At 74.1% G+C, this 13,219-nt stretch carries 11 protein-coding genes; 4 read left to right on the top strand and 7 right to left on the bottom strand.

All coding sequences use genetic code 11. The features are described 5' to 3' along the window. Positions 1 to 3: 3 nt before the first annotated feature. From JOF41_RS00715 to JOF41_RS00705, 3 genes are read left to right on the top strand one after another with little or no spacing between them, the layout of a single operon-like run. Complete coding sequence (locus JOF41_RS00715) at positions 4 to 813, top strand: ABC transporter ATP-binding protein (RefSeq protein WP_209615325.1); 810 nt, start codon at positions 4 to 6, stop codon at positions 811 to 813. 25 nt (positions 814 to 838) lie between these two features. Continuing rightward, complete coding sequence (locus JOF41_RS00710) at positions 839 to 1,807, top strand: ABC transporter substrate-binding protein (protein ID WP_209615322.1); 969 nt, start codon at positions 839 to 841, stop codon at positions 1,805 to 1,807. Further along, complete coding sequence (locus JOF41_RS00705) at positions 1,807 to 3,882, top strand: iron ABC transporter permease (protein ID WP_209615319.1); 2,076 nt, start codon at positions 1,807 to 1,809, stop codon at positions 3,880 to 3,882. Before JOF41_RS00710 ends, JOF41_RS00705 begins: the two co-directional genes overlap by 1 nt. 111 nt (positions 3,883 to 3,993) lie before the next feature. Here JOF41_RS00705 and JOF41_RS00700 read toward each other — a convergent pair whose 3' ends face one another. Together JOF41_RS00700 and JOF41_RS00695 are read right to left on the bottom strand one after the other, a co-directional pair. Then, the gene (locus JOF41_RS00700; RefSeq protein WP_307867151.1) at positions 3,994 to 5,865 is read right to left on the bottom strand and encodes a rhamnogalacturonan lyase; all 1,872 of its coding nucleotides are present in this window, start codon (positions 5,863 to 5,865) and stop codon (positions 3,994 to 3,996) included. A 107-nt stretch (positions 5,866 to 5,972) separates the two neighbouring features. Then, complete coding sequence (locus JOF41_RS00695) at positions 5,973 to 7,007, bottom strand: LacI family DNA-binding transcriptional regulator (RefSeq protein ID WP_209615316.1); 1,035 nt, start codon at positions 7,005 to 7,007, stop codon at positions 5,973 to 5,975. An 82-nt stretch (positions 7,008 to 7,089) separates the two neighbouring features. Between JOF41_RS00695 and JOF41_RS00690 the strand changes: the two genes are divergently transcribed. After that, entirely contained in the window at positions 7,090 to 8,523 is a 1,434-nt protein-coding gene (locus tag JOF41_RS00690) for a rhamnulokinase (RefSeq protein WP_209615313.1), read from the top strand. Between the two features lie 424 nt (positions 8,524 to 8,947). Here JOF41_RS00690 and JOF41_RS00685 read toward each other — a convergent pair whose 3' ends face one another. The 5 genes from JOF41_RS00685 to JOF41_RS00665 all read right to left on the bottom strand — a co-directional run bounded on the left by JOF41_RS00685 (position 8,948) and on the right by JOF41_RS00665 (position 13,155). Beyond that, entirely contained in the window at positions 8,948 to 9,757 is an 810-nt protein-coding gene (locus JOF41_RS00685; protein ID WP_209615310.1) for a sugar phosphate isomerase/epimerase family protein, read from the bottom strand. Next, positions 9,757 to 10,806: a dihydrodipicolinate synthase family protein gene (locus tag JOF41_RS00680; RefSeq protein ID WP_307867149.1), complete on the bottom strand. Its 1,050-nt coding sequence runs from the start codon at positions 10,804 to 10,806 to the stop codon at positions 9,757 to 9,759. The genes JOF41_RS00685 and JOF41_RS00680 overlap by 1 nt, the downstream gene beginning before the upstream one ends. Continuing rightward, positions 10,803 to 11,927 carry a Gfo/Idh/MocA family protein gene (locus JOF41_RS00675; protein WP_189222608.1) on the bottom strand — a complete coding sequence of 375 codons (1,125 nt, stop codon included), beginning with the start codon at positions 11,925 to 11,927 and terminating at the stop codon, positions 10,803 to 10,805. Before JOF41_RS00675 ends, JOF41_RS00680 begins: the two co-directional genes overlap by 4 nt. Positions 11,928 to 12,320: 393 nt before the next feature. Then, positions 12,321 to 12,755, bottom strand: a complete 435-nt coding sequence (locus JOF41_RS00670) for an ATP-binding protein (protein ID WP_209615307.1) — start codon at positions 12,753 to 12,755, stop codon at positions 12,321 to 12,323. 64 nt (positions 12,756 to 12,819) lie between these two features. After that, complete coding sequence (locus JOF41_RS00665) at positions 12,820 to 13,155, bottom strand: STAS domain-containing protein (protein WP_189222383.1); 336 nt, start codon at positions 13,153 to 13,155, stop codon at positions 12,820 to 12,822. Positions 13,156 to 13,219 lie beyond the last annotated feature (64 nt).

The following is a 13,219-nucleotide window of genomic DNA, read 5'->3' as shown; positions in this document are numbered from 1 at the left end:
CTCATGTCTGAGGGTGTCCTGCTCACCGGCCGCGACCTGGTCCTGGCCCACCACGACCGCGCGGTCGTCGAGGGCGTGTCCCTGGAGCTGCGGGCGGGCGCGGTCACCGCCCTGGTCGGCCCCAACGGCTCGGGCAAGTCGACCGTGCTGCGCTCGCTGGCCCGGCTGCACCGGCCCAGCGACGGCGAGGTGCACCTGGGCGAGCAGCCGGTCTGGACGGGAGCCTTGTCCGGCAAGGAGTTCGCCCGCAACGTCACGCTGCTCACCCAGCACCGGCCCACCCCGTCCGGGGTGTCCGTGCGCGACGTCGTCGGCTACGGCCGCTACCCGCACCGCGCGGGCTGGCGCGGCGCGGACCCCGATGGCGCCGCCGCCGTCGAACGCGCGATGGAGCTGACCGGTGTCGCGCCGATGGCCGCGCGCGGCGTGGACGAGCTGTCCGGCGGCGAGCTGCAGCGGGTGTGGCTGGCCTCCTGCCTGGCGCAGCAGACCTCCGTGCTGCTGCTCGACGAGCCCACCAACCACCTCGACCTGCGCTACCAGGTCGAGGTGCTGGACGTGGTGCGCGACCTGGCCGACGAAGGCGTGGCGGTCGGCGTCGTGCTGCACGACCTCGACCACGCGGCGGTCATCGCCGACCACGTCGTCCTGCTGTGCGGGGGACGGGTGGTGGCCAGCGGCGACGTCCGCTCCGTGCTCACCGCCGAGCACCTCACCCGCGCCTACGGCGTCACCGTGCACGTCGCGCACGACCCCGTGACCGGTTCGGTCCACTGCCGCCCCGTGGGGCGGCACCGGCCGCGCGCGGCCTGATCCACCACTAGAGAAAGACGAACCCATGCGTGTGCTGACCCCTGCCCTGATCGCGGGCGCGCTCCTGCTGTCCGCCTGCGGCACCACCGAGCAGGCCGCGCCGAGCACCACCGCCACCTCCGGCGGCGGCCCGGTCTCGGTCACCGACTCGCGGGGCAAGGAGATCAAGCTGGACTCCCCCGCCCGCCGCGTCGTGGCGCTGGAGTGGGGCGAGGCCGAGATGGTCGTCTCCCTCGGCGTGATGCCGGTCGGCGCGGCCGAGACCGCCGACTACGCCAAGTGGGACTCGGTGGCGCCGCTGGACTCCTCGGTCAAGGACCTGGGCACCCGCGCCGAGCCCAGCGTGGACGCCATCGTCGCGCTCGACCCCGACCTGGTGATCGTCGCCGCCGCCCGCGACACCACGCTGGTGACGCAGCTGGAGCAGTACGTGCCGGTGCTGGTGACCAAGGCGGGCACCGAGGGCGGCAACCTCGACCGCACCCGCGCCGACTTCAAGGTCATCGCGCAGGCGCTGGGCAAGACCGCCGAGGCCGAGACCGTGCTGTCGGAGATGGACAAGGCGCTGGCCGACGGGCGCGAGGCCGTCGAAGCCGCGGGCAAGGCGGGCACCCCCGTGTTCATCGCCGACGGCTGGATGGCGGGCAGCACCGTCAGCATCCGCCCGTTCGGCAAGGGCTCCCTGGTCTCCGACGCGGCCGAGGCGGTCGGCCTGGTCAACGCCTGGACCGGCGAGGTCGACGCGCAGTGGGGCCTGGGGCAGACCGACGTGGAGGGCCTGACCGCGCTGACCGACCCGAGGACCGCGATGTTCTACAGCGCCTCCGAAGAGGACGTGTTCACCACCGGCCTCGGCTCGAACCCGGTGTGGCAGCGGCTGCCGTTCGTCGCCTCCGGCGAGGTGACCCGGTTCGAGCCGGGCACCTGGACCTTCGGCGGCCCGCGCTCCGTGGTGCACATCGCCGAGCAGGTCGTGAAGGCCATCACCAGCTGATGGCCGGCGTCCGCACCGGTCCGGTGACCGGGGCCCGCACCGCTGTGGTGACCGGAGCCCGCACCGCTGTGGTGGCCGGGGGCGCGGTGCTCGCCATCGCGCTGCTGTGCGCGGTCCACCTGACCCAGGGCACCTCCTCGACCGGCGTGCTCGACGTGCTGCGCGCCGTGTTCGGGCAGGCCGACCCGCAGACCGAGGCGGTGCTGTCCGGGGCGCGGGTGCCGCGCCTGCTGACCGCGCTGCTGGTGGGCCTGGCGCTGGGCGCGGCGGGCGCCGGGATGCAGTCGGTGGCCCGCAACCCGCTGGCCGCGCCGGACACCCTCGCGGTCAACGGGGGCGCGCACCTGGCCGTGGTGGCGGTGGCCGCGTTCGGGCTGGACCTGCCCGCGCTGCCGTCGGGCGCGGTGGCGTTGCTGGGCGGGCTGGGCGCGGCGGTGGTCGTGCTCGGCCTGTCCGGCGGCGGGGGCACCAGCCCCCGACTGGTGCTGGTGGGCTCGGCGCTGGCGCTGGCGCTGCACTCGGTGACCGTCCTGCTGCTGCTGACCTTCGAGCAGCGGACCACCGGCCTGTTCGCCTGGGGCAGCGGGTCGCTGACCGCGGGCGACCTGGTGGCGGCCGGGCAGATGACGCCGGTGGTGCTGGTGGCGCTGGCCGCGCTGGTGGCCATGGGCCGGTCGCTGGACCTGCTCGCGCTGGGCGACGACAACGCCGCCGTGCTGGGCCTGCGGGTGCGCCGGACCAGGGTGGGCGCGGTGCTGCTGACCGTGGCGCTGACCGCCGCCGCGGTCACCGTGGCCGGGCCGGTGGGGTTCGTCGGGCTGTGCGCGCCGGTGCTGACCCGCCTGCTGCTGCCGCGCGCCGGTCACCGGACGCTGCTGCCGGTGTCCGCGCTGGTGGGCGTGGTGCTGGTGCTGGGCGCGGACGTGGGGCTGCGCGCGGCGCTGGGCGCGGCCGAGGCGGTGCCGGTGCCGACCGGTGTGGTGACCACGGTGCTCGGCGCGGTGGTGCTGGTGTGGCTGGCCCGCCGCACCGCTTCCGGGGGCGCGGCGCGGCAGGCGCCGGCGGGCCGGGTCGGGGTGGCCGGGTCGCGGCGCAGGCTGGTGGCCACGGCCGTGGCGCTGGCGGCCCTGCTGGTGGCCGCCCCGCTGGCCGGGCTGATGCTGGGCGACCGGCTGGTGCTGCTGGGCGACCTGGCCAACTGGGTGTCCGGGCGCACCGGCACCGCGCTGACGTTCGTGCTGGACCAGCGGCTGCCCAGGGTGCTGGCCGCGCTGCTGGCGGGCGCGGCGCTGGCGGTGGCGGGCTGCGGCGTGCAGTCGGTCAGCCGCAACCCGCTGGCCGAGCCGGGCCTGCTGGGCATCACGGCGGGCGCGGGGCTGGGCGCGGTGCTGGTGCTGACGGTGGTGCCGCGGGCGGGCGGCTGGTCGGTCGCCGGGGCCGCCGGCCTGGGCGCGCTGGCGGCGTTCACGCTGGTCTACGGGCTGGCGCGGCGGTCGGGGCTGGGCTCGGACCGGCTGGTGGTGATCGGCATCGCGGTGTGGTCGGGAGGCACCTCGCTGACCTCGCTGCTGGTGGTCGTGTCCGACCCGTGGAACACCGCCAAGGCGTTGACCTGGCTGTCCGGCTCCACCTACGGCCGCCAGCTCGACCAGCTGGCCCCGGTCGCGCTGGCGCTGCTGGTGGGCCTGCCGCTGCTGCTGGCCCGGCACCGGGAGCTGGACCTGCAGAGCCTGGACGACGACACGCCGCGCGTGCTGGGGCTGCCGGTGGAGCGCTCGCGCCTGGTGGTGCTGGTGACGGCGGGCGTGCTGGCCGCCACCGCGGTGTCCGCGATCGGCGTGGTCGGGTTCATCGGCCTGGTCGCCCCGCACCTGGCCCGCTCGCTGGTGGGCGGCAGGCACGCGCGGGTGCTGCCGGTGGCGGCGGCGCTCGGGGCGCTGCTGGTCAGCGCGGCGGACACGATCGGGCGCACGGCCATCGCGCCCGCCCAGATCCCCGCAGGCCTGGTCATCGCACTGGTCGGCACGCCCTACTTCGTCCTGGTCCTCTGGCGCACCAGGGAGACCAAGCTTTAAACGCCTGCAAGTACTACCCGTTCACCCGTTCCGCGCCGTTAACTACCACCCGCGTCGGGTAGTAGTTAACGGCCCTCGCGGAGGGGTCGGGTAGTACTTGCAGGCGCTGGGTCAGCCCGCGTAGTGGACGTCGGGCCAGGGTGGGGTGGCCATGCCGTCGCCGAGGAAGAAGCTCGGGTGCGGCGGCTGGTTGTAGGCGGTGTTCTGCCAGGCGATCGCGGTCCGGTACTGGGTGTCGTGCATCAGCGTCGGGATGCGCCGGTCGGTCTGGTGCCCGGTGGCGTAGACGCGCAGCGCGGTGTTGTCCGACGTCGGCCACACCACCTCCTCGCGCCAGTCGCCGAACAGGTCGGCGCTCAACGACGGGGTGGCCTTGGTGCCGTTGACCGCGCGCACCCCGCTGCCGGTCAGCAGGCGCGTCTCGCCGCCCGTGCCGTACTTGTCGACGCGGGTCTGGTCCAGCAGCTCGCGCACCGGGTCGCCGTCCCACCACACCAGGAAGTTGCTCGACGAGGGCTCGCGCCCGATCGCGGCGCCCCTGGTGTCGCGCAGGCTGGTGTCCACCGCCGACCACGACTCCGCGCCGGGGCTGCCCGCCCAGATGTCGCCGGAGACGCCGCGGCCGTTGTCGCCGCCCGCCGCCGTGGTCCACAGCCGCTGGCCGGTGCGGGCGTCGGCGAACCAGGAAGCGGGTTTGGCGGTGTCCTCGGAGACCTTGAAGTACTCCAGCCCCGGCCGCGACGGGTCCAGGTCGCCCAGGTGCGCCGCGTCGCCGTGGCCGAGCCCGGTGGTCCACAGGCCGCGCCCGTCGTCGTCGATCGCCGCCGCGCCGTAGACGATCTCGTCGCGGCCGTCGCCGTCCACGTCGCCGACGGTCAGCGCGTGGTTGCCCTGGCCCGCGTAGCCGCCGTTGCCCGAGGTGTTGCTGTCGAAGGTCCACCGCCGCACCAGCCTGCCGTCGCGGAAGTCCCAGGCCACGACGACCGCGCGGGTGTAGTAGCCGCGCGCCATGATCAGCGAGGGCCGCGCGCCGTCCAGGTAGGCCGTGCCCGCCAGGAACCGGTCCACGCGGTTGCCGTAGTTGTCGCCCCAGGAGGCGACGTTGCCGCGCGGCGGCTCGTAGTTCACCGTGGACACCGCCGCGCCGGTCCAGCCGTCGAACACGGTCAGGAACTCCGGTCCGGCCAGGACGTAGCCGCTGGAGTTGCGGTGGTCCGCGCTCGCGTTGCCGATCACGGCGCCCCGGCCGTCGCGCGTGCCGTCAGCGGTCTTCATCGCCACCTCGGCCCTGCCGTCGCCGTCGTAGTCGTAGACCTGGAACTGCGTGTAGTGCGCGCCCGCGCGGATGTTGCGGCCCAGGTCGATGCGCCACAGCCGGGTGCCGTCGAGCCGGTAGGCGTCGATCAGGACCACGTCGGTGGTGCCGGACTGGGAGTTGTCCTTGGCGTTGTTGGGTTCCCACTTCAGCACGAACTCGTAGCGCCCGTCGCCGTCGAGGTCGCCGACGCCGGCGTCACCGGCGCCGTAGGCGTTGGACGGCGGCTGGATCGGCACGTCCCGGTAGCCGCCGGGGAACGCCAGGGAGGCCGGGGAGGCGGGTTCCTCGACGCCGTCGACGACCGCGCGCACGGTGTAGGAGGCGTCGGCGGGGGCACCGCTGTCCAGGTAGTTGGTGGACGTGGTGAGGGGTGTGCCGGTCAGCTTGGTGGCGCCCCGGTAGACGTTGAACGCCACGTTGCGGGGGTCACCGGCCAGCAGCCGCCAGCTGACCAGGTTCCCGCTGCCCGAGCGCACGCTGATCAGGCCGCGGTCCAGCCGCTCGACCTGCTTGCGGCCCGCGGGGTCGGCCTCCGCCGTGGCCGGGCAGGCGTCGGCCGGAGAGCCGTCGGCCGGGCAGGCGTGCGCGGGCCCGGTGAGCAGGCCGCCCGCCAGCAGGGCGGTCGCCGCCGCGGCCACCCGCGCGCGGAACGAGTTGGTGAGCACCGTTGCTCCTTCGCCTCGATTCTGGGAGCGCTCCCAGGCGGCGGTGGACCACGCCCCGGACCGGTTCATGACAGCAGTCCGGCGCGATGGCCGTCAAGGGATACGGTTCATCGCCCACGCCGGGGACGAACGGGCCGCCTGCTGGACTCGCGCACCACCAGCTCCGGCGCGAACAGCACGTGCCGGTGCTCGTGCTCGGCGGGCGACATCGTCTCGGCGATCACCAGCTCCGCCGCCGTGCGGCCGATCTGCTGGCGCGGCTGCCGCACGGAGGTCAGCGGGACCGCCGCCGCGGCGGCGAAGTCGATGTCGTCGTAGCCCACCACGGCCATCTCCTCCGGCACCCGCACCCCGGCCCGCACCAGCACCTGGAGCACGCCCAGCGCGAGCAGGTCGTTGGCGCAGAACACCGCGTCCGGCCGGGTGGAGCGGGCCAGCAGCCGCTCGGCCGCGCGCTGCCCGGAGGCCACGTTGAGCGCGGGCACCACCAGCTCCTCCAGCACCGACCTGGAGCGCCCGGCCTTGCGCACCGCGTCCACCGCGCCGCGGTGCCGCTGCCGCGCCTGGTGGATGCGCGCGGGCCCGTTGACCATGACGATCCGCTGGTAGCCCTCGGCCAGCAGGTGGGTCACCGCCAGCTCGCCGCCCTGGCGGTCGTCCACCGCCACCGAGCACAGGTCCGGCTCGTCGGTGGGGTGGTCCAGCAGCACCACCGAGATGCCCCGGTCGCGCAGCCTGCGCACCGCGGCCAGGTCGGTGTCCACCGGGGTGATCAGCACGCCGTGCACGCGCTGCTCGGCCAGCAGCTCCACGTGCCTGGCCTCGCGCCGCGCGGACTCGTCGCTGTTGCACAGGATCACCGCGTGCCCGGCCTCGCTGGCGGTGTCCTCCACGCCGCGGGCCACGTCGGTGAAGAACGGGTTGCCCACGTCCAGCACCACCAGGCCGATCGCGCGCGGCGTGCCCGAGCGCAGCTGGCGGGCCGCGTCGTTGCGCACGAAGCCCAGCTCCGTGATCGCGCCCAGCACCCGCTCGCGGGTCGCCGGGGCGACCACCTCGGGCCGGTTGAGCACGTTGGACACGGTGCCGACGGACACCTTCGCGCGCGTCGCCACGTCGCGGATGCTCACCGGTGACCCCACCGCGCCTCCCTCTTGACCTCGCCCCGCCGCACCCTTGATCCTAGCTGCCCGCAGAGGTGTTAAAACGTTTCAGGAGGTGCCGGTGCGACGGGTGGCGGCGGTGGACCTCGGGGCCTCCAGCGGACGGGTCGTGGTGGGCGAGGTCGGCGCGGGCGAGCTGGCGCTGACCGAGGTCCACCGCTTCCCCAACGGGCCGGTGCGGCTGGGCGGCACGCTGCACTGGGACGTGCTCGCGCTCTACCGCGGCGTCCTCGACGGCCTGCGCGCCGCCGGCGACCCGCTGGCGAGCGTGGGCATCGACTCCTGGGCGGTCGACTACGGACTGCTCGACCGCTCCGGCGCGCTGCTGGGCAACCCCGTGCACTACCGCGACTCCCGCACCGAAGGCGTGGCCGAGCGGGTGCTGTCCCTGGTGGACGACCTGTACGCGACCACCGGCGTGCAGGTGCTGCCGTTCAACACCCTCTTCCAGCTCGTCGCCGCGGCGCGCACCCCGCAGCTGTCCGTGGCCGACCGGCTCCTGCTCATCCCCGACCTGCTGACCCTGTGGCTGACCGGCGACGTGGCCGCCGAGCGCACCAACGCCAGCACCACGCAACTGCTCGACATCCGCACCGGCCGGTGGGCCACCGGCCTGATGGAGCGCGTCGGCGTCGACCCGTCCCTGTTCCCGCCCCTGTGCGAACCCGGCGACCACCGGGGCGACCTGCTGCCCGCCGTGCTGGCCGAGACCGGGCTGACCGGGACCGGGCCGACCGGGAGCGGGCCGACCGGGTCGGTGCCGGTGCACGCGGTGGGCTCGCACGACACGGCGTCCGCGGTGGTCGGCGTGCCCGCCGAGGGCAGCGCGTTCGGCTACATCTCCTGCGGCACGTGGTCGCTGGTCGGGGTGGAGCTGGACCGGCCGGTGCTGACCGAGGAGAGCAGGCGGGCCAACTTCACCAACGAGGCCGGAGTGGACGGCACGATCCGCTACCTGCGCAACGTGATGGGGCTGTGGCTGCTGCAGGAGTCGTTGCGGGCGTGGCCCGGCCTGGCGCTGGAGCCGCTGCTCGCCCAAGCCGCGTCGGTGGACGCGTTCGCCTGCCTGATCGACCCGGACGCGCCCGAGTTCCTGGCGCCGGACGACGGTTCGCTGGGCCCCATGCCCGACCGCATCGCCGAGCACTGCCTGCGTGGCGGCCGGCGGGTGCCCACCAGTCCGGCAGAGGTGGTGCGGTGCGTGCTGGACAGCCTGGCGCTGGCCTACCGCGACACGCTGGCGCAGGCGCAGCGGTTGTCCGGCAAGGAGATCGAGGTCGTGCACCTGGTGGGCGGCGGGGCGCGCAACGGGCTGCTGTGCCAACTCACCGCCGACGTGTGCGGGCTGCCCGTGGTGGCCGGGCCGGTCGAGGCCACCGCCCTGGGCAACGTCCTGGTCCAAGCCCGCGCCATCGGCGCCGTCCACGGCACCCTGGCCGACCTGCGCGCCCTCCTCCGCACCACCCAACCCCTCCGCCGCTACACCCCCTCCTGACCCCACCCACGGCGAGTCGAACGCCCAGGTACCGCGAGTCGAACGCTCAGGACCCCTGAGTTCGTCGTTGGGGTTGGGTTATCCAGCAAAGCGGCGCTCGCGGGCACCCCGCTGCGCGCGCTCCGCGCGCACCCCTGGTGCGTGGGCAAGTACTACCCGACGGGGTTGGGGAAGCCGGTAACTACTACCCGAGGTGCGGAAGCACGCGGCGGGACGCGAAAGCGCGGGGCGGGACGCGAAAGTGCGGGGCGGGGCGTGAGAGCGCGGGTCGGGGCCGCGAGAGTGCGAGTCGGGGTGCGCGAATGTTGAATTCGGGGTGTCTGAGCGTTCGACTCGCGGGGGCGACACGCCCGACACGCCCATAGGTGGGTGACACCGGGGGCGGGCGTGGTGGGTTGGGGGGTGGACTCAGGGGGCTGGGAGGCTACTCGCGGGGGGTGTGGACGAGGCGGCGGTAGCGGTCCTTGACGGTGGTCAGGACCTGGTCGGGGGGTGTGTTCCACACGTCGGCGTTGAAGATCTCCACCTCGATGTCGCCGGTGTACCCGGCGGCGTTCACGGCGGCGGTGAACGCGGCGAAGTCGATGTGGCCGTCGCCCATCATGCCCCGCCCCAGCAGCACGTCGGCGGGTAGCGGGGTGATCCAGTCGGAGACCTGGTAGCTCGCGATCCGCGCGCCCGCGCGGGCGATCTGCTGCCACACCTGGGGGTCCCACCACAGGTGGAAGGTGTCCACCACCACCCCCACCTGTGACACCGGGAACCGCTCGGCCAGGTCCAGCGCCTGCTCCAGGGTGGACAGCACGCCGCGGTCCGCGCAGTACACGGGGTGCATGGGCTCCAGTGCCAGCCGCACGCCGCGCTCCCCCGCGCACGGGGCCAACTCGGCGATGGCGTCGGCCACGGCCATGCGCGCTCCGGCGAGGTCCTTCGATCCGGGGGGCAGGCCGCCGACGACCATCACCAGGCAGTCGGTGCCCAGTGCCGCCGCCTCGTCGATGGCGCGCCGGTTGTCCCCCAGCGCGCCGGGCGCGGTGAGGAAACCGCCGCGGCACAGCGAGGACACCCGCAGGCCGGCGTCGCGGACCAGCTTCGCGGTGCGCCGCAGGCCGTGCTCGGCGACCGGCTCGCGCCACAGGCCGATGGCCTCGACGCCCGCGCGCACGCAGCCGTCGACCGCCTCCGGGACGCTCCACGAGGCGGTGGTCCTCTGGTTGAGCGACAGGCGTCGCATCACGCCACCCCCGCCACGGTCAGGAACGCCCGCATCCGCCGCTGGGCCAGTTCCGGGTCCTCGAACAGGCCGATGCCGGACGCCAGGTGGTAGGCGGTGCGCAGGTGCGGCACGCCGCGACCGGCTTGCAGGCCGCCGACCATGGTGAAGCCGGGCTGGTGCCCGGAAAGCCAGGCCAGGAAGGCGATGCCGGTCTTGTAGTAGTACGTCGGCGCTTCGAACAGGTGTCGGGCCAGCGGGAGCGTCGGCTCGAAGGCGGCCCGGTAGCCGTCGTGGTCGCCGGAGTCCAGTGCCCGCAACGCCCGCGCCGCGACGGGGGCGATGGCGGCGAACACGCCCAGCAGTGCGTCGCTGCCGCCCTCGATCAGCTCCGGGTAGTGGAAGTCGTCGCCGGTGTAGACGCGCACGGACAGCGCTTCCCGCAGCCGGACCTCGTGGGCCGCGTCCAGCAGCGAGACCTTGACCCCGTCGACCTTGTCGGCGTGGGCGCGCACCAGTTCGACGAACGAGTCGGTCGCCAGGTCCAGGTCGTCCGATCCCCAGTAGCCCTTGAGCGCCGGGTCGAACACGGGGCCGAGCCAGTGCAGGATGACCGGTTCCCGCACCTGCCGGAGCACCTCGCCGTAGACGGCGTGGTAGTCCCGGGGACCGCGCGCCACGGCGGCGAGGGCGCGACTGGCCATCAGGATCACTTGCGCGCCAGTGGATTCCACCACTTCGACCTGCTCTTCGTAGGCCGCACGTACACCGTCCACTGTGGACGGTAAGAGGTGGTCGGTGCCCGCTCCGGCGGCGATCCGGCCGCCCACCGAGCGGGCTTCGGCGGCGGAACGGCGGATCAGCTCCCTGGTGGCGGCCCAGTCCAGGCCCATGCCGCGCTGGGCGGTGTCCATGGCCTCGGCCACGCCCAGGCCGTGCCGCCACAGGTGGTGCCGGAACGCCAGTGTCGCGTCCCAGTCCAGCGCGGCGGGGGCACCGGGGCGGTTGTCGCCCGCCGGGTCCGCGGCGACGTGCGCGGCGGCGAAGGCGATGCGGCTGCGGAAGCTCACGGGGCGATCTCCTCCAGCTCGACGCGGCGGCCCTCGGCCGACGAGCGCAGCCCGGCCTCGGCGAGCCGGATGCCGCGCGCTCCCGCGTAGAAGTCGTACGGGTGCTCGCCGTCGCCGGCCACGGACCGGATGAACTGCTCCCACTGCGCCTTGAACCCGTTGTCGAACACCGCGTTGTCCGGCACCTCGGCCCACTGGTCGCGGAACCGCTCGGTGGTGGGCACGTCCGGGTTCCACACCGGCTTGGGCGTCATCGAGCGGTGCTGCACCCGGCACCCCCACAGCCCGGCCACCGCGCTGCCCTCGGTGCCGTCGACCTGGAACTCCACCAGCTCGTCCCGGTGGACCCGGACCGCCCAGGAGGAGTTGACCTGCGCGATGATCCCGCCGTCGAGCTCGAAGATGCCGTACGCCGCGTCGTCGGCGGTGGCCTCGTAGGGCTCGCCGCGCTCGTCCCAGCGGCGCGGGATGTGCGTGACGGCCTTGGCGGTCACCGCGCGGACCCGGCCGAACAGGTTCTCCAGGACGTAGTTCCAGTGGCAGAACATGTCCACCACCACTCCGCCGCCGTCCTGCTTGCGGTAGTTCCACGAGGGCCGCTGCGCGCTCTGCCCGTCGCCCTCGAACACCCAGTAGCCGAACTCGCCGCGCACCGACAGCACCCGGCCGAAGAACCCGGCGTCCACCAGCCGCTTGAGCTTGAGCAGCCCCGGCAGGAACAGCTTGTCGTGCACCACGCCGTGCCGCAGGCCCGCCGCGTCGGCCAGCCGGGCCAGCTCCACGACCTGCCGCGCGGTCTCGGCGACCGGTTTCTCGGTGTAGAGGTGCTTTCCCGCCTCGATCGCCGCGACCACGGCCTTGTGCCGCACGCTGGTCAGCTGCGCGTCGAAGTACACCTGCCAGCGCGGGTCGCCGAGCACGGTGTCCAGGTCGGTGGACCAGTGCTCGACGTCGTGCCGCCGGGCCAGCTCGCGCAGCTTGGTCGCGCCGCGGCCGACCAGGACTGGTTCCAGCAGCACGCGGCGGCCGTCGGACAGCGGCACCCCGCCCTGCTCGCGGATGGCCAGCACCGACCGCAGCAGGTGCTGCCGGTACCCCATCCGCCCGGTCACGCCGTTCATCACGACGCCGATGCGGGTGGTCACGTCCACGGCCGGCCTCCTTCGCGTCAGTCGTCAGTCGTCAGTCGAGGTGGCAGACCTCGGTCGGCGGGTGTCGACCTCGCGCGCCCCGCGCCCCGCGCTCCGCAGCAAGAAGCAGATGCGCCGCACGCCGTCCTCCGCAAGGGCTGTCACTGGTCCGGGTGAGCGCGCACGCCGTTGACCTGGTTCTCGCCGCTCGCGTCGGCGGTGAAGACGCGCACCCCGCCGGCACGGCAGGCAGCGCGGGCGCGACCAGCCCGCCCACCTGGGCTGCTACTCGGGTTCGGGCACCGGCTGGTCCCGCGTTCCGCGGTGAGCCGGGTAGTGGTGAGCGGCCCTGTGGGGCGCGGCGGGTAGTACTTGCAGGCGCGGTCAGGGGGTGGTGACGACGGCCCAGACGGTCTTGGTGGTGGTGTCGCCGTGCACGCCCCACGCGGCGGCCAGCGACTGGACCATCTTCAGGCCGTGGCCCCGGTGCGGCCCCAGCGTCGACATGCCCACCTGCGGGAACCGGTCCGGCGTCGCGTCGCGCACCTCCACCAGCACCGACGGCAGGCCGTCGCGGGTGCCGTGCCGCAGCACCAGGTGGTGCGGACCGGCCGCGTGGTCGCAGGCGTTGGCCGCCAGCTCCGTGCAGACCAGCTCGACGTCCTGCACCAGGTCCTGGTCCAGCTCCGCCAGCGCCGCCCGGACCCGCTGGCGCATCGCCGCCAGGTCGCGGCCGTCGACCTCCATCTTCAGCACGAACCCCTCCGCCTCGGCGGAGGCGGAGACGGGTTTCGCGGCGTTGGGCGGTTCGGCTAGCACGGGCGTCCTCGCGGGTGGGGCGATGGGTCTCTACGGGGATGACCGGATCTGCTCAGGTTGACACCTAACGGCTCAGTGCCGCTTCCAAAGTGTCGTGCAACCGAAGCGCCCGGTCCAGCCCCACGGCGGTCAGCGCGCGGCGCACCACGGGGGCGGCGACCACGTGCAGCGTGCCGCCGACCTGCCCCAGCCGCTCGTGCGCGACGAGCAGCGCCTCGATGCCGGGTGAGGAGAAGAAGGTGATGCCGGTCAGGTCGGCCACCACCGTGCCGCCCTCCGGGGTGCGCCCCGCCAGCTCGATCAGCGGCTTGCGCAGGTCTTCGGCGGTGGCGATGTCGATCTCGCCCGCGGCGGCCAGCACCACCACGTCCTCGCCGATCCGCTGGGTTTCCGTGTGCAACCCATCAACACGTCGTGCAGACGTCATAGCGATCCATTTCGATTAATAGCTCAGGCGACCGCAC

Source organism: Saccharothrix coeruleofusca (assembly GCF_017876325.1).
In the GTDB taxonomy this organism is placed as follows: Bacteria; Actinomycetota; Actinomycetes; order Mycobacteriales; family Pseudonocardiaceae; genus Actinosynnema; species Actinosynnema coeruleofuscum.
The sequence above is the reverse complement of the archived record's forward strand: the minus strand, read 5'-3'. Positions and strand labels throughout refer to the sequence as shown.